Origin of the sequence: Ferrovibrio sp. (assembly GCF_035304305.1) — a bacterium.
Taxonomy (GTDB): Bacteria; Pseudomonadota; Alphaproteobacteria; order Ferrovibrionales; family Ferrovibrionaceae; genus Ferrovibrio.
The window spans coordinates 1-14,316 of record NZ_DATGQG010000091.1; the positions used below are offsets into that span (position 1 = coordinate 1).

At 65.9% G+C, this 14,316-nt stretch carries 18 protein-coding genes and 1 pseudogene; 2 read left to right on the forward strand and 17 right to left on the reverse strand.

Annotated features, from left to right (window positions below):
• Window positions 1-189: 189 nt before the first annotated feature.
• From VKZ87_RS10860 to greB, 4 genes are all read right to left on the reverse strand, one after another.
• The gene (locus VKZ87_RS10860) at window positions 190-1,395 is read right to left on the reverse strand and encodes an NAD(P)/FAD-dependent oxidoreductase (protein ID WP_324221278.1); all 1,206 of its coding nucleotides are present in this window, start codon (window positions 1,393-1,395) and stop codon (window positions 190-192) included.
• 154 nt (window positions 1,396-1,549) lie between these two features.
• A complete protein-coding gene (locus VKZ87_RS10865; RefSeq protein WP_324221279.1) occupies window positions 1,550-1,804 on the reverse strand; it encodes a ParB N-terminal domain-containing protein in 255 nt (84 codons plus the stop codon).
• 153 nt (window positions 1,805-1,957) lie between these two features.
• Entirely contained in the window at window positions 1,958-2,572 is a 615-nt protein-coding gene (locus tag VKZ87_RS10870) for a flavodoxin family protein (RefSeq protein ID WP_324221280.1), read from the reverse strand.
• Between the two features lie 72 nt (window positions 2,573-2,644).
• Complete coding sequence (gene greB / locus VKZ87_RS10875; RefSeq protein WP_324221281.1) at window positions 2,645-3,205, reverse strand: transcription elongation factor GreB; 561 nt, start codon at window positions 3,203-3,205, stop codon at window positions 2,645-2,647.
• A gap of 153 nt (window positions 3,206-3,358) precedes the next feature.
• On the opposite strand from greB, the gene VKZ87_RS10880 reads away from it, so the two are divergent.
• Window positions 3,359-3,577 (forward strand): LiaI-LiaF-like domain-containing protein, encoded by a 219-nt coding sequence (locus VKZ87_RS10880; RefSeq protein WP_324221282.1) that lies wholly within the window; start codon window positions 3,359-3,361, stop codon window positions 3,575-3,577.
• Window positions 3,578-3,579: 2 nt separating this feature from the next.
• On the forward strand, window positions 3,580-4,044 hold the full coding sequence (locus VKZ87_RS10885) for a YaiI/YqxD family protein (RefSeq protein ID WP_324221283.1): 465 nt from the start codon (window positions 3,580-3,582) through the stop codon (window positions 4,042-4,044).
• A 1-nt stretch (window position 4,045) separates the two neighbouring features.
• Here the strand turns inward: VKZ87_RS10885 and VKZ87_RS10890 are convergent, their stop codons facing one another.
• From VKZ87_RS10890 to VKZ87_RS10950, 13 genes and pseudogenes are all read right to left on the reverse strand, one after another.
• A complete protein-coding gene (locus VKZ87_RS10890) occupies window positions 4,046-4,294 on the reverse strand; it encodes a hypothetical protein (protein WP_324221284.1) in 249 nt (82 codons plus the stop codon).
• A 30-nt stretch (window positions 4,295-4,324) separates the two neighbouring features.
• Complete coding sequence (locus VKZ87_RS10895) at window positions 4,325-4,519, reverse strand: hypothetical protein (RefSeq protein ID WP_324221285.1); 195 nt, start codon at window positions 4,517-4,519, stop codon at window positions 4,325-4,327.
• A gap of 99 nt (window positions 4,520-4,618) precedes the next feature.
• Entirely contained in the window at window positions 4,619-4,828 is a 210-nt protein-coding gene (locus VKZ87_RS10900) for a cold-shock protein (RefSeq protein WP_324221286.1), read from the reverse strand.
• 241 nt (window positions 4,829-5,069) lie between these two features.
• Complete coding sequence (locus VKZ87_RS10905; protein ID WP_324221287.1) at window positions 5,070-6,467, reverse strand: NAD(P)(+) transhydrogenase (Re/Si-specific) subunit beta; 1,398 nt, start codon at window positions 6,465-6,467, stop codon at window positions 5,070-5,072.
• 12 nt (window positions 6,468-6,479) lie between these two features.
• Window positions 6,480-6,746: pseudogene (locus VKZ87_RS10910) on the reverse strand (NAD(P) transhydrogenase subunit alpha); the annotation flags it as partial.
• Between the two features lie 36 nt (window positions 6,747-6,782).
• A complete protein-coding gene (locus VKZ87_RS10915; protein ID WP_324221288.1) occupies window positions 6,783-7,934 on the reverse strand; it encodes a Re/Si-specific NAD(P)(+) transhydrogenase subunit alpha in 1,152 nt (383 codons plus the stop codon).
• Between the two features lie 68 nt (window positions 7,935-8,002).
• The gene (locus tag VKZ87_RS10920) at window positions 8,003-8,140 is read right to left on the reverse strand and encodes an aa3-type cytochrome c oxidase subunit IV (RefSeq protein WP_324221289.1); all 138 of its coding nucleotides are present in this window, start codon (window positions 8,138-8,140) and stop codon (window positions 8,003-8,005) included.
• Window positions 8,141-8,242: 102 nt separating this feature from the next.
• Entirely contained in the window at window positions 8,243-9,100 is an 858-nt protein-coding gene (locus VKZ87_RS10925) for a putative metalloprotease CJM1_0395 family protein (RefSeq protein WP_324221290.1), read from the reverse strand.
• Window positions 9,101-9,233: 133 nt separating this feature from the next.
• Complete coding sequence (locus VKZ87_RS10930) at window positions 9,234-10,091, reverse strand: BON domain-containing protein (RefSeq protein WP_324221291.1); 858 nt, start codon at window positions 10,089-10,091, stop codon at window positions 9,234-9,236.
• 80 nt (window positions 10,092-10,171) lie between these two features.
• A complete protein-coding gene (locus VKZ87_RS10935; RefSeq protein ID WP_324221292.1) occupies window positions 10,172-11,515 on the reverse strand; it encodes an AarF/ABC1/UbiB kinase family protein in 1,344 nt (447 codons plus the stop codon).
• Window positions 11,516-13,315 (reverse strand): M3 family oligoendopeptidase, encoded by a 1,800-nt coding sequence (locus VKZ87_RS10940; RefSeq protein ID WP_324221293.1) that lies wholly within the window; start codon window positions 13,313-13,315, stop codon window positions 11,516-11,518.
• A 75-nt stretch (window positions 13,316-13,390) separates the two neighbouring features.
• A complete protein-coding gene (locus VKZ87_RS10945; protein WP_324221294.1) occupies window positions 13,391-13,828 on the reverse strand; it encodes a PaaI family thioesterase in 438 nt (145 codons plus the stop codon).
• Window positions 13,825-14,316 carry a PaaI family thioesterase gene (locus VKZ87_RS10950; protein WP_324221295.1) on the reverse strand — a complete coding sequence of 164 codons (492 nt, stop codon included), beginning with the start codon at window positions 14,314-14,316 and terminating at the stop codon, window positions 13,825-13,827. The genes VKZ87_RS10945 and VKZ87_RS10950 overlap by 4 nt, the downstream gene beginning before the upstream one ends.

The window sequence follows — 14,316 nt, forward strand, 5'->3', positions numbered from 1 at the left end:
CAGCATTGATAACAACGCCCAGCGGCGGACTAGAGGGATGTACCTCTACGTGCCTCAGGCGAATAATGTCGCCCTGTTGTAGTGGGTCTTTAAGGCCCACCCTTTCCGTTTCGCTCATCCGCCCCAACCGATTTTTCCAAAGCAGGCTAGAAAGCACCTTCCCGAGTGTCAACCATCGCGAGAGTCGACCTACAGCACTATCCCTGCCGCGTAGCCGCTGCTCCAGGCCCACTGGAAATTGAAGCCGCCGAGGTGGCCGGTGACGTCGACGGCCTCGCCGATCGCGTAGAGCCCGGGCACGGCTTTCGCCTCCATGGTCTGCGACGACAGTTCCGCCGTGTCGATGCCGCCGAGCGTGACTTCCGCCCTGGCATAGCCCTCGGTGCCGGATGGCTGGATGCGCCACTGCTTCACATTTGCGGCGACGCGGGCGAGCAGCGCATCGGGCAGGTCAGCCATGCGGCCGCCGCCGCCATGGCGCCCGGCGAGATCGGCCGCCAGCCGGGCGGGCAGATGCCGGGCCAGCGCGGTGGCGAGATCCTGCTTCGGATGCGCGGCCTTCGCGCTTTTGAGTTCGGCCAGCAGGTCGAGGCCGGGCGCGAGGTCGAGCGTCACCGGCTGATCGCTCGCCCGCTGCCAGTAGGAGGAGATCTGCAGGATGGCCGGGCCGCTCAGGCCCCGATGGGTGAAAAGCATCGCCTCGGTGAATTTGCGCCTGCCGTGGGCGGCGGTGCAGAGCGTCGAGACGCCGGCCAGTGGGGGATTGAGCGCATCGGGCGGCAGCAGCAGCGGCACCAGCGCCGGCTTCGGCGCGATCACGTTGAGCCCGAAGCGCTTCGCGAGGTCATAGGCGAAGCCGCTGGCGCCCATCTTCGGGATGCTGGGCCCGCCGGTGGCGATCACCAGCTTCGCCGCTTCGAACCGCCCGCCGTCGGTTTCGACGCGGAAGCCGGACCCGGTTTTCGCCACGTCGGTGATCCTGGTCGAAAGCCGCAGGTCCACGTCGCCCGGCCCCTTGCGGCATTCCGCCAGCAGCATGGCGATGATCTGCTTTGACGAGCCGTCGCAGAAAAGCTGGCCCAGGCTCATGCCGCTCTGGGTCTTCTCGTGCCAGGCAATGCCGTGGCTTTCCACCAGGGCGATGAAGTCATGCTGACTGTAGCGCTTCAGCGCCGACTTGGCGAAATGCGGATTCCCGGAGAGGAAGTCGTCCGGGCCGCAATGCAGGTTGGTGAAGTTGCAGCGGCCGCCGCCGGAGATGCGGATCTTCTCTCCCGGGCTGGCGGCATGGTCGAGCAGCAGCACGCGGCGGCCGCGCTGCGCCGCCACGCCGGCACAGAACAGCCCCGCCCCGCCGGCGCCGAGGATGATGAGGTCGTAGGGTGCTGTGGTCACGCCGTTCACTGCTCAGTCGTCATGTCCGGATCCAAAGAGCGCCTTCTGCCCAGCATCCGCGATTGTTCCGTTGCCCGTTACGCCTGGCTTCCGCCGTAAAGGGCGTGGATGGCCGGGTCAAGCCCGGCCATGACAAATAGGAGAGCTGGCGGCTTCAGAACTTCCGCGCGGCGACGATCAGCGCGTCGACGGTTGCCTCGCCGAGGCTGCGGAGGGCTTCCAGCCGGTGCAGGCCGGAGACGAGCACATAGCGCTTCGCCTTCTCGTCGCGCCGCACCTGGATCGGCGTCTTCTGCCCGTTGGCGAGAATGTCTTCCGCCAGGGCCGCCGCCTTTGCCGGATCGAGCAGGCCCTTGAACTTCATCGGCACCTGGATGTCGTCAATCCTGACGGGCACGGATTTCATCATGACTGGGCTCCTCGCGCGGAGAGCATGGAGGGGCGCAGCGGTGCGGGTCAATGGGCAGACGCGCCATGTCTTACAACACCCGTCATCCTCGTCAGGCCCGAGGGTGACGAACCTGTATAAGGATACCCGGCCGCGATACAAACCGGGGATAGGCTACTTCTGCGGCGGATAGGGATTCTGCTTCAGGAACTTTGCCAGATGCACGGCATTGCGCACCGCCGCCAGCATGGCGCTGTCGGTGGCGTCGGGGGTTTTGGGCAGGTCCTGGAAGTCGGTCTTCTGCATCGCCTCGCCGACCCAGTAGGACACCGCCGTGGCCGCGATCGTGAAGCCGGTGTCGTTGAGCGCCTGGTAGAGCTCGGCCGAGACGTGATGCGCGCCGTCCTCGTTGCCGACCACGCCGACCACGGCGACGCGGCCGAAGCTGACCATGCGGCCCTGTTCGTCGGTTTCGCTTAAGAAAGCATCCAGCCGCTCCAGTACCCGCTTGGCGATGCTGGAGGGCTGGCCGAGCCAGATCGGCGTGCCCATGATCAGGATGTCGGCTTCCAGCAGGCGGCGGCGGAGTTCGGGCCAGTCGTCGCCCGGCCCCTCGTCGGAGGTCACGCCCGGCTTGATGTTGAAATCCGCCATGCGCAGCTGCTCGCCGGTGACGCCTTCGGCCCTGAACTTCTCCAGGAAGAGGTCGAGCAGTTTCGAGGTCGAGGTCTGCTGCGCCTGGGCGGTGGATTTCAGGCTGCAGTTCAGCGCGAGCGCGGTGAGGGCCATGCGGACGGTCTCCTGGATCGGAACGGGAGACCGTGAAAGCCGCGGGGCGCCGTGATGTTCCCGCAGGAAATGTCAGGCGTCGCGGTATTCGATTTTGATGACCTCGATCTCTTCCGGCCCGCGCGGGGTGCGCAGCGTCACCACGTCGCCGACGCGGGCCTTCATCAGCGCGCGCGCCACCGGCGAGATCCAGCTCACCTCGCCCTGCTCCAGCCGCGCCTCGTCGATGCCGACGATGCGGACGGTGCGCTCGCGCCCCTCCTCGTCGGCATAGGTCACCGTGGCGCCGAAGAAGACCTGCTCGCGGTTCTTCTGCAGCCCGGGATCGACCGGCTCGGCGATCTCCAGCCGCTTCAGCAGGAAGCGGATGCGGCGGTCGATCTCGCGCAGCCGCTTCTTGCCGTAGAGATAGTCGCCGTTCTCCGAGCGGTCGCCGTTGCCGGCCGCCCAGGAGACGATCTCGACCACCTTCGGCCGCTCAACGGTCTTCAGATGGCGCAGCTCGTCCTGCAGCCGGCGCAGGCCCTCGGGCGTGATGTAGTTCTTCGCGCCCGCCGGTATTGCCGGCGCGGTGTCCTCGCCATCCTCGTCGTCGGGGGCGTTGTCCTGCTCGCGGGTGAAGGCTTTGCTCATCAATACACCTGTACGTCATGCCCGGGCATGACCCGGGCATCCACGGTTTCATGTTCCTCAGCAGCGAAGGCCCGTCAAGGAAGAGCGCGGAAGGCCGGGTCAGGTCCGGCCATGACGGTTTAACTTTGGCCGGGCCGCCGCTAGCATCCCGCCATGGATCCCGATCCCACCATCATCGACCAGCCTGCGAGGAAGAGGCACCGCATGCGCCGCCCCGGTTCGGCCTTCATCTGGCCTTTGCTGCTGATCGCCGCCGGTATCATCCTGCTGCTGCAGAATTTCGGCATGCTGGACTGGTCCGCGCTGAAGCAGTGGTGGCCGGTCGGCCTGATCGCCGCCGGGCTGCTGATGCTGATCCCGAAACGGGACTGACGGTGCCGGTCATCTACGTCGACGCCGATGCCTGTCCGGTGAAAGACGAGGTCTACCGCGTCGCCGAGCGCCATCAGACCAGCGTCGTCGTGGTGGCGAACAGCTTCCTCAACGTGCCGCGCGGCCATCCGCTGATCCGCCTGCAGGTGGTGGGCGACGGCCTGGACGCGGCCGACAACTGGATCGCGGAGACAGCCCGGCCGGGCGACATCGTGATCACGGCCGATGTGCCGCTGGCGGCGCGCTGCGTGAAGCTCGGCGCCGTGGTGCTGGCGCCGACGGGCCGGCGCTTCACGCCCGACAGCATCGGCATGGATCTGGGCCTGCGCAACCTGATGACCGACCTGCGCAGCGCCGACCCGCTCTCGCTGAGTACGGGCGGGGGCGGCCGGCCGTTCACGCAGAAGGACCGCTCGGCCTTCCTGCAGGCCCTGCACGAGGCGCTGATTCAGGCCCGGCGCGACTGAATTACTGATTGGCCGAGCGCGCGATGGACTTGATCGGGCCGCGCGGGCGGCCGGATTTCTCGGCGATCTCGCGGTCCTGCTGTTCGATCTGGGCGCGGGCCACGTCTTCCTCGTCGTCGAGCGGGCCGAAAGCGCTCACCGGCACGCGGCGGTTCGATGTCTGGCTGCCATCCTGGTAGATCACGTCGAACAGGATATGGCTGGCATTGGGATTGATCTTCGGTTTCTTCTTTTTTGTCGGTTTACTCATGTCCGCCTGCCTCAGGTACAACGTCTACGCCTACTTGCCGTCGCCCTCGTCCGGCACCGGGATATCGGTGGCGGCATCGGCTCCGGCCAGTCCCGACGCCGCGGCCTGGCCGGCCTTGCGGCGTTCGGATTCCTGCTGCCGTTTCTGCAGCTTTTCCCGCTTCCGCTCTTCCTTGGCGCGGTTGCGCGCGGCGCGCTCCTGGCCGTAATTCGGCTTGAATGCCATCGCTGCCTCCTGCTGAAGAGCCGTAAAAAAACCAAGGGGGCACCGGTCGCCCGATGCCCCCAGGTCTGTTCAACGCCGCGCCGGAGCGCGGCTGGCGGATCAGACCGCCTTCAGATTGACCGCCGAGGTCTTGCCGCGCTTCGGATCGCGCTGCTCCTCGAACGAAATCTTCTGGCCCTCGTTCAGGCCGTTCATGCCAGCGCGCTCAACGGCCGAGATGTGGACGAACACGTCCGCCCCGCCGCCTTCCGGCTGGATGAAGCCGTAACCCTTGGTGCCATTGAACCATTTCACAGTACCGACAGCCATAGCTGTATCTCCGTCTTGGGTAACAAGCGCCGCCCTTCATAGAGCGACGCATCAGATCCTGTAGGAAGTCGCGGAATCTGTTCCCCAGAGGGCGTAGCAGGCCGTGCAGTCCGTAGCAGATCGATGGGACCAACATAGGTGGACCGGCGCGATTTGCAAGCCTGCCGGGCGAACGAAAACGGCCCGAAGATACTCCGGGCCGTGACAATTCTGTGGCTTTGGCCGTTATCCGGCCCGGTTTTCACAGTCCCTTGACGATGTCCTCGACCATTTTCTTGGCGTCGGCCAGCAGCATCATCGTGTTGTCCTTGTAGAAAAGGTCGTTGTCGATGCCGGCATAGCCCGACGCCATCGAGCGCTTCACGAACAGCACGGTCTTCGCCTTGTCGACATCCAGGATCGGCATGCCGTAGATCGGGCTTTTCGGATCGTCGCGTGCCGCCGGGTTGGTCACGTCGTTGGCGCCAATGACGAAGGCGACGTCGGCGGTCTGGAATTCGGAGTTGATCTCCTCCAGCTCGAACACCTCGTCATAAGGCACGTTGGCTTCGGCCAGCAGCACGTTCATGTGGCCCGGCATGCGGCCTGCCACCGGATGGATGGCGTATTTCACTTCCACGCCCTCCTCCTTCAACTTGTCGGCCATCTCGCGCAGCGCATGCTGCGCCTGACTCACCGCCATGCCGTAGCCTGGCACGATGATCACCTTGCCGGCGTTCTTCATGATGAAGGCCGCGTCATCGGCCGAGCCCTTCTTGTAGGGCCGGTCGACCTTCTGGCCGCCACTTGCCGCAGCAGAGTCGCCGCCGAAGCCGCCGAGGATGACGTTGAACAGCGAGCGGTTCATGCCCTTGCACATGATGTAGGACAGGATCGCGCCCGAGGAGCCGACCAGTGCGCCGGTGACGATCAGCGCCGGGTTCTGCAGGGTGAAGCCGATACCGGCTGCCGCCCAGCCCGAATAGGAGTTCAGCATCGAGACGACAACAGGCATGTCGGCGCCGCCGATCGGGATGATGATGGTGAAGCCGACAATCAGTGCCAGCACGGTCACTGCCCAGAACAGTTCCTGGCTGGGATTGATGCAGAAGGCGACCACAAGGCCGAGGATCACCAGGCCGATCAGCGCGTTCAGCGCATGCTGGCCCTTGAACACCACCGGGCTCCCCGAGACCAGACCCTGCAGCTTGGCGAAGGCGACCAGCGAACCGGAGAAGGTGATGATGCCGATCACCACGCCGAGGCTCATCTCGATGCGCGAGGCGACGGTGAGTTCGCCAGTGGCATTGAGGATGCCGTAGGGCGCCGGATTGTAGAAAGCGGCCGCGGCCACCAGCACGGCGGCCAGGCCGACGAGGCTGTGCATGGCGGCGACCAGCTGCGGCATCGCCGTCATCTGGATGCGTCGCGCCAGCACGGTACCCACCGCGCCGCCGATCACCAGCGCGACCAGCACCCAGACGATGGTGCCGCCCACATCGCCGAGATTGGCGATCGTGGTGACCACGGCGATGGCCATGCCGGTCATGCCGTAGATGTTGCCCTGGCGGCTGGTTTCGGGGCTGGACAGGCCGCGCAACGCGAGGATGAAGAGGATGGAGCTGACCAGGTAGAGCAGCGCCGTCAACTGGATGGGCATGGCGGCGGCTCCCTACTTCTTCTCTTTTTTCTTGTACATCGCCAGCATGCGCTGGGTGACCAGGAAGCCGCCGAAGATGTTGACGGCGGCGAGCGCGATGGCGATCAGGCCGAAGATCTTGGAGGCGTCGAAGACGGCGGAGGCGCCGGCTGCGATCAGCGCGCCGACCACGATCACCGAGGAGATCGCGTTGGTCACGCTCATCAGCGGCGTATGCAGGGCCGGCGTCACGCTCCAGACCACGTAATAGCCGACGAAGCAGGCCAGCACGAAGATCGAGAGCAGCGAGAAGAAGGAATAGATCTCGGCCATGGTTTACGCCCCCTCTTTCAGCATCGGGTGCACGACCGCGCCGTCGCGCGCCACGCAGGTGCCGCTGACCGTTTCGTCCTCGAAGTTGAACCTGAAGCTCTTGCTCTCCTTGTCCCAGTGCGGGGAGAGGAAATTCCACAGGTTCTTGGCGAACAGGTTGGAGGCATCCACCGGCACGCGGCTCGGATAGTTGCTGTAGCCGACGATCTTCACGCCGTTGACCTCGACCACCTGGTCAACCTTCGACAGCGGGCAGTTGCCGCCGGCCTCGACCGCCAGATCGACGATCACCGAGCCCGGGCGCATCGACTTCACCATCTCTTCCGTCACCAGCACCGGGGCCGGACGGCCGGGGATCAGCGCGGTGGTGATAATGATGTCCTGCTTCTTCACCGTCTCGGCGATCAGCGCGGCCTGCTTGCGCTTGTACTCATCCGACATTTCCTTGGCATAGCCGCCGGCGGTCTGCGAGGCGCGGGCCTCCTCGTCATCGACCCAGATGAACTTGCCGCCGAGGCTTTCCACCTGCTCCTTGGTGGCCGGCCTCACGTCGGTGGCCGACACCACGGCGCCGAGGCGCTTGGCGGTGGCGATGGCCTGCAGGCCGGCGACGCCGACGCCCATGACGAAAACGCGGGCGGGCGCGATGGTGCCGGCGGAGGTCATCATCATCGGGAAGGCGCGGCCGAAATGCTGTGCCGCATCGAGCACCGACTTGTAGCCGGCAAGGTTTGACTGTGAGGACAGGATGTCCATGGACTGTGCGCGGGTGATGCGCGGCATCAGTTCCATGGCAAAGGCGGTGATGCCCGCCTCGGCATAGGCCTTCACCTGATCCCGCTGCTGCAGAGCCTGGAGGCCGGCGACCAGCACGGCACCCTTCTTGAGCAGCGCCAGCTCGTCGTTGCCTTCGGCCGCGGTCATCGGCCGCTGCACCTTCAGGACCAGATCGGCATCGCGCAGGGTGGCTGCGGCATCCGGCGCGATGGCCGCGCCGGCCGCGGTGTACTGATCGTCGGGGATGTCGGCCTGGAGACCGGCGCCGGTCTCGACGACCACGCTGCAGCCGAGACCTGCAAACTTCTTCACCGTTTCCGGTGAGGCGGCGACGCGCTTCTCGCCCGGCCGGCGTTCCTTCGGTATTCCGATTTTCATGGCAGGCTCCCCCCTTCAGACCGCAACAGGTTGCGGCCGGCGGGCTGCGGCCCGGCCGGCCGGACGGCTCAGGCGAGGAAAGCTGCCATCAGCGCCAGAATGGCGAGAGTGATCGCGGTAACCCAGATGGTGACCTTGATGAAACCGGCATAGGTCGCCTTGTGATGGCTGATATCCATGGTGCCCAGCTGATGTTCACCGGCCATGATTCGTCTCCTGATTTTACGTGTTTATCGGGACTCCGAGTTCGGCCCGGATATTAAGCCGGGGGGCAAAGCGGGCACAACCCTCCCGCAATGCAGCAGGATTCAGGCGGTTAACGCGGTCAGGCTGCCCGGCCGCTTCGCCGGGTTGTCGTTGGAGACCCGGCCGGCGGTGCCGTAGGCCAGCGCGGCCCGGGCGGCGGGCGTATCGCTCCCCGGCTGCCCGGCAGAACCTGCCTTTCCGGCTTCCTGCTGCTCCTCCTGCTCGGCCCGTTTCTCGGCGCGCATCTCCGCCAGCGCCTGCAGCCGCAGTTGGGCTGCCGCAGCGGCCACGGCGCGGTCGGCCCCGGAGGGATCGGCCGGCGCCAGCGCGGCGGCCGCCACCTGGGTCGCCTTCTGCAGGGTCGCCTCGGGATCCGATTCGGGGCTGATATCGATCGCCACCTCGCCGCTCACGGCATACATCTGCCCGTCCGGGCCGCGAACATAATCGTAGGAAGGCGCACCGGCATATTGCCCGCCTACAGCGGCATGGGCGCGCTCATGGGCCCTCACCCGGGCATCGGTCTGTTTCAGCTCGGCGACCTGCTGCTTCTCCTCCTCGGTCAGTTCGCCGGGTGCCCGGGCCTCACCGCCGCTGCCGCTCTGCTGCTGCGCGGCCAGCAGGGTGCCGCCGCTGGCAAGGCCGGCGCCGGGCGCGGGTGCCACCGGGCGTTTCGTTTCGACCGAAGACGGCTGCGGTGCGGCTTTGCCGGCACCGTCTTCATCTGATTCAACGCCGAGGATGGTCAGACCGGGAAAGCTCGCCTGCAGCTGCGCCTTGAGCAGCGCGCCATGGGTCCTGCATTCGAAAGAGCTGCAGACTTCGCCATTCTCGTCGCGGAACACCATGGGCGATGCCGCGGCGGCACTGCCCAGAGCCGCGAAGCTGCCTGGCGAATATGCTGAGAGCCCGCCGATCATGGCGCAATTCTCGCGGCAAAGCGCAGCAGTCTCAAGCCGGAAAGACCCGCGCCGCACCTGCGGACCGGAACGGATCAGGGCGCCACACAGCCGCGGCGCCCCGATGATTTCGACCGGTTCGGCCGATTTCAGGTCAATGCGACATCAGCCCGCCGCGGCGGCCCTGTTCGGCTGAGCCGGACGGACTGGCCACGACGCGCAGGCGGTTCTCGACGTCCCGCACGCCCGAACAGGCTTCGACGATGTCTTCCGCGCGATGCTTCATCTGCCGGTTCTCCACCGTGCCTTCCAGAGTGACGATGCCATCCTTGCACTGGACGGTGATCTCGCTGGCATCCACATCGGGCGCCTCGGTAAGTCTTTCGCAGATGTCTTCCTTCAGGCGTTCGGGCGAACGCTGGTAGCCCTTCGGGCCACGCCCGCGATAGCTCTGCCCGGCGGTCATGCCGCTTGCATCCATGCTGGTCTGCCCGAAACCGGTCTGGCTGCCGAAACTGCCGCGCCCGCCATAGCCGGCGCGGCCGCCGGGGCCGTAGCCGCTCTGCCCATAGCCTTCCGGAGTGTAGCCCTGGCTGCCATAGCCCTGCCCGCCGCCGCGATCGTAAGCCGGGCCGGCCTGCCATTCGTCACGGCTGCTGCCCGGACCGAAGCGCGGCATGTCCTGTCCAGAGTCCATCTGGCCGTAGGGCCGGCCGGTGGTGGCATACTGTGACCGCGACCAGTCGTCGTCGAACCGCCGATCGCCGAAATAGGGTTCGCGGCCCTGGTTGCCGCCATAGCCGCTGCTGCGTTGCCCGCTGCCCATCCCGGAGACGTCCTGGTCACGCCATGGCTGGCTCATGCCTCGCGCATTGCCGCGGTAACCGTAATTGTCGCCATGCTCCTGCGTCCGGCGGCTGCGATCATCCTCGCCCGGATTCGGATCCCAGTAACCGGGATTGCGGCTGCTGCCGTAATCGCGTTCGTCGCGTCCTCGAAAGCGCTGTGCCATGGCGGTACTCCCTTTCTGCTACAGATCGGCCGGAGGCCGGTGTAGAGGAACCGGTCGCGCGCGATCCGGTTCCGGGGGCCTCAGGCCGGCAGCGGCAGGCCGGCCTTGTCGAGCGCCGCTTTCTGCCGTTTCGCCAGTGCCGCGGTGTCGAAATCCGCGATCAGGTCGTGAAACAGCCGGTGCCAGTTGATTTCGGCCTTGAGATGCAGAAAGACGCCGCCCAGACCGATGGCGGCGCGGTCCATGAAGACGAATTCGCGCGGCGGCGTCACACCGCCCAGCTGCCGCAGCTTGCGGTGTACCTCCTCCGCGACTTCGCGACCGTACAGCCCGCTTTCCTCCATTTCCTGGATGCGGCGCGGACGGTCCTCCAGCAGCGGCGCATAGACGAATTCCGCCCAGAGATTCAGCGTGTCGATCACGTCGTTGCTCAGCCCGGTGAAGCCCCAGGTTTCGTAGGCATGCACGGCCAGCGCACGGTCCTGTGTCGAGATCGCGCGATAGAGGTCGATCACGCCGCCGACGAATTTCGCATGGAAGATGCGGATGCAGCCGAAATCCAGCAGATTGATGCCGAAATCCGCCCGTACCGTGTAGTTGCCGAGATGCGGATCGCCGTGGATCACGCCGCACTGATAGAAGGGCACATACCAGGCACGGAAGAGATTGATCGCGATCCGGTTGCGGGTCTCCTGCGGCGCATCCCTGAATTCCAGAAGCGGCCGCCCGTCCAGCCACGACATGGTCAGCAGGCGTTTCGTCGTCAGCGCCGGCAGCACCTGCGGGATATGGACGTGCTTTTCCTTCTTCAGCATCTCGCCGTAGAGCCGCATATGGCGGCTTTCCAGCTCGTAATCGAGTTCCTCGCGCAGGCGCGCGGCGATCTCGGCATGGATGTGCCGCGTGTCGATCGCCGGATCCGTGCGGCCATAGATGGCAAAGATCAGCCGCAGCTGCCGCAGGTCGGCCTCCACCGCCGAGGCCATGTCGGGATACTGCAGTTTGACGGCCAGCGTCTCGCCGTCCAGCGACACCGCCCGATGCACCTGCCCCAGGCTCGCGGCTGCCGCGGCGTTGAGATCGAAGCTTTTGAATTTTCCCTGCCAGCCGGGGCCGAGTTCAGCCGCCATGCGGCGCTTCACGAAGGCATGTCCCATCGCCGGCGCATTGGCCTGCAGCTGCGCCAGCTCCTGGACGTATTCCTTCGGCAGCGCATCGGGGATGGTGGACATGATCTGCGCCACCTTCATCAGCGGGCCCTTCAGCCCGCCGAGCGCCGCCCGCAGATCGGCCGCGTGGCGGGCGCGGTCCATCTTCACGCCGAGCACACGCTCGGCCCCCAGCCGTGCGGCGAGGCCGCCTACGGAAGCACCGACCCGCGCATAGCGACGCGCCCGTCCGAACGCGGAGTTTTTTTCAGCCATTCAGCCGAGCATCTCCAGCTCGTCGATGAAGCCTTCGATCACGCCGAGCCCCTTCGACCAGAAAGCCGGGTCGGACGCATCCAGCCCGAACGGCGCCAGCAGCTCCTTGTGCCGCAGCGTACCGCCGGCCCTGAGCATGGCGAAATACTTTTCCTGGAACCCCTGTTCGGCATCCTGGTAGCGCGCATAGAGGGCGTTCACCAGGCAATCGCCGAAGGCGTAGGCATACACATAGAAGGGCGAATGGATGAAATGCGGGATGTAGCACCAGAAGGTGCTGTAATCCTCGTCGAAGCGGATGGCCGGACCGAGACTCTCCTTCTGCACGCCGAGCCAGATCTCGCCGAGACGGTCCGGCGTCAGCTCGCCTTCGCGGCGGGCGGCATGGACCTGCCGCTCGAACTTGAAGAAGGCGATCTGCCGCACCACGGTGTTCAGCATGTCCTCGACCTTGGAGGCCAGCATCAGCTTGCGGCGCTCCGGCCCCGCCTGGTCGAGCAGGGCGCGGAAGGTGAGCTGTTCGCCGAAGACCGAGGCCGTCTCGGCGAGCGTGAGCGGCGTATCGGCCATCAGCGGCCCCTGCTCGGCCGCCAGCAGCTGGTGCACGCCATGGCCCAGTTCATGGGCCAGCGTCATCACGTCCCGCGTCCGCCCCTGGTAATTCAGCAGCAGATAGGGATGCGCGCTCGGCACGGTGGGATGCGCGAAGGCACCCGACGCCTTGCCCGGCCTGGCCGGCGCATCGATCCAGGGGTTGTCGAAGAACTTGCGGCCGAGATCGGCCAGCTGCGGCGAGAAGCGGCCATAGGCCTTCAGCACGATGTCGCGCGCCTCGTCCCAGCCGATGACGCGGTCGGTATCCTCCGGCAGCGGCGCGTTGCGGTCCCACCAGGGCAGCTTCTTCACGCCCATCCAGCGCGCCTTGAGCTTGTAATAGCGGTGCGACAGCTTCGGATAGGCGCTGGTCACGGCATCTGTCAGCGCATCCACCACTTCCGGCTCGACGCAGTTGGAGAGATGGCGGTAGGCCTCCGGCGTCGGATATTTGCGCCAGCGGTCCTCGACCTCCTTGTCCTTGGCGAGCGTGTTGGTGATCAGGGCGAACAGCCGGATATTCTGGCGAAACACTTTCGCCAGCGACCGGGCTGCGGTCCGGCGGGTCTTCGGGTCCTTGTCGGACAGCTTGTGCAGCATCTGCTCCGCCGTCAGCTGCTCCTTGCCGAAGGGAAAACGCAGGCCCGCCATGGTCTCGTCAAACAGGCGGTTCCAGGCGGCGCGGCCGGTCACCGCCTTTTCATGCAGCAGACGCTCCAGTTCATCGTCCAGCTGGTGCTCGCGGAACAGCCGCAGGTCGCGCAGCCAGGGGCGGTAATGCGCCAGTGCCGCCGATTCCGAGAATTTGCGCTCGAGCGCAGGCTCTTCCAGCCGGTTCAGCTCCAGGGTCAGGAAAAGCAGCCGCGTGGTGACGTCGTTCAGCTTCTCCTGCATGTCCTGGTAGAAACCGGCGATCTTCGGATCGGCCATGTCGCCGGCATAGGCCAGCGAGGCGTAGGACATCATCCGGCCAATCAGGTCTTCCAGCTTCTCGTATTCGGCGATGGCCGCGGCGAGTTCGTCGCCGGAGAGAGCGGCAATGCGCCCCTTGTACTGCTGTTCGAGCTTTGCCGCCCGCGCGCCGACATCCGCGATATCGCGCTTCAGTTCGGCTGAATCGAGGCCGGGATAGAGGTCGTTCAGATCCCATACCGGCAGGACGCCGAGCGTTTCGTCATTGGCAGGAATGGCGGCCGGGGAAGCCATGCAGTCACCTCTTTCTGTTCGGATGCCGCAAGTATATGGGGAAGGGTCGGCGCTTTGGCCACCCTGCTGCCGGGTTCAGCCCAGCAGAAAATGGGCGTGGGCGGCAGCCACCGGGCGTTCGGGATCGTCCTGCCAGGCCTCGGCACGCACATTGGCCACGCGGCGGCCATGCTTGGTGATGACGGCGCGGGCAAACGTCTCGACCGGCCGCGCCGAACGCAGGTAATCCACCGAAAGATCGATGATCTTCGGCACGCTGTCGGTTTCCGCGCTCCAGATCAGGTGCACGATGGCGGCCGATTCCAGCAGCGCGCCCACGACGCCGCCATGCAGTGCCGGCAGCTGCGCATTCCCGATCAGCTTCGGATCGGCCGGCAGCACGCAGACCGGTCCCTTCTCGTCCTCGCGCAGGCTGAGGCCGAGAAAGCGGAAATACGGGATCGCCTGCATGAAGCGGCTGTAGTCCTTTGCCTTGCGCGCCTCTGCGACCAGCTTCTGGAGATCGGTCATCATGCGGTCGGCACCTTCTCTCCGCGCGGCAGCGGCAGCTTGTCGGACGAGCCGATCATGAAAGCGCCGACGCAGCTCGCCACCCAGTCGTCCGGTGTCTCCGGATGATAGGCCCGGGCACGGGCAAAGCCGATATGCCGCGTGAGCTTGTAGCACTCGGCCGTCGCGTAGAGCTCCTTATGCGCCGAGGCGGGCTTGAGATAGTCGATGCGCAGGTCCAGCGTGGCGATGGGCGTCAGGCTTTTCATGGCGGCGAACACCGCCATGCCGCAGACGGAGTCGATCAGTGCGGTGACCGCGCCGCCATGCAGCACGCCGCTGCTGGGATCGCCGACGAGATCTTCCCGCCAGGGCAGCGCCATGGTGACGTCGCGGCCAACGGCGATCACCTTCATGCCGAGCGCTCCGCAAAGCGGGATACCCTTCCGGACGAAGCTCTCGATCAGCTTGGGATCAAGGGCAGACGGATCGATGCGGGGCGCTTCGCTCAT

Excerpts from the sequence above, each read along its gene's own strand:
- VKZ87_RS10865 (WP_324221279.1), bottom strand. The coding sequence starts at position 1,804 with ATGATGAAATCCGTGCCCGTCAGGATTGACGACATCCAGGTGCCGATG.
- VKZ87_RS10870 (WP_324221280.1), bottom strand. The coding sequence starts at position 2,572 with ATGGCCCTCACCGCGCTCGCGCTGAACTGCAGCCTGAAATCCACCGCC.
- greB (WP_324221281.1), bottom strand. The coding sequence starts at position 3,205 with ATGAGCAAAGCCTTCACCCGCGAGCAGGACAACGCCCCCGACGACGAG.
- VKZ87_RS10880 (WP_324221282.1), top strand. The coding sequence starts at position 3,359 with ATGGATCCCGATCCCACCATCATCGACCAGCCTGCGAGGAAGAGGCAC.
- VKZ87_RS10890 (WP_324221284.1), bottom strand. The coding sequence starts at position 4,294 with ATGAGTAAACCGACAAAAAAGAAGAAACCGAAGATCAATCCCAATGCC.
- VKZ87_RS10895 (WP_324221285.1), bottom strand. The coding sequence starts at position 4,519 with ATGGCATTCAAGCCGAATTACGGCCAGGAGCGCGCCGCGCGCAACCGC.
- VKZ87_RS10900 (WP_324221286.1), bottom strand. The coding sequence starts at position 4,828 with ATGGCTGTCGGTACTGTGAAATGGTTCAATGGCACCAAGGGTTACGGC.
- VKZ87_RS10905 (WP_324221287.1), bottom strand. The coding sequence starts at position 6,467 with ATGCCCATCCAGTTGACGGCGCTGCTCTACCTGGTCAGCTCCATCCTC.
- VKZ87_RS10915 (WP_324221288.1), bottom strand. The coding sequence starts at position 7,934 with ATGAAAATCGGAATACCGAAGGAACGCCGGCCGGGCGAGAAGCGCGTC.
- VKZ87_RS10920 (WP_324221289.1), bottom strand. The coding sequence starts at position 8,140 with ATGGCCGGTGAACATCAGCTGGGCACCATGGATATCAGCCATCACAAG.
- VKZ87_RS10925 (WP_324221290.1), bottom strand. The coding sequence starts at position 9,100 with ATGATCGGCGGGCTCTCAGCATATTCGCCAGGCAGCTTCGCGGCTCTG.
- VKZ87_RS10930 (WP_324221291.1), bottom strand. The coding sequence starts at position 10,091 with ATGGCACAGCGCTTTCGAGGACGCGACGAACGCGATTACGGCAGCAGC.
- VKZ87_RS10935 (WP_324221292.1), bottom strand. The coding sequence starts at position 11,515 with ATGGCTGAAAAAAACTCCGCGTTCGGACGGGCGCGTCGCTATGCGCGG.
- VKZ87_RS10940 (WP_324221293.1), bottom strand. The coding sequence starts at position 13,315 with ATGGCTTCCCCGGCCGCCATTCCTGCCAATGACGAAACGCTCGGCGTC.
- VKZ87_RS10945 (WP_324221294.1), bottom strand. The coding sequence starts at position 13,828 with ATGATGACCGATCTCCAGAAGCTGGTCGCAGAGGCGCGCAAGGCAAAG.
- VKZ87_RS10950 (WP_324221295.1), bottom strand. The coding sequence starts at position 14,316 with ATGAGCGAAGCGCCCCGCATCGATCCGTCTGCCCTTGATCCCAAGCTG.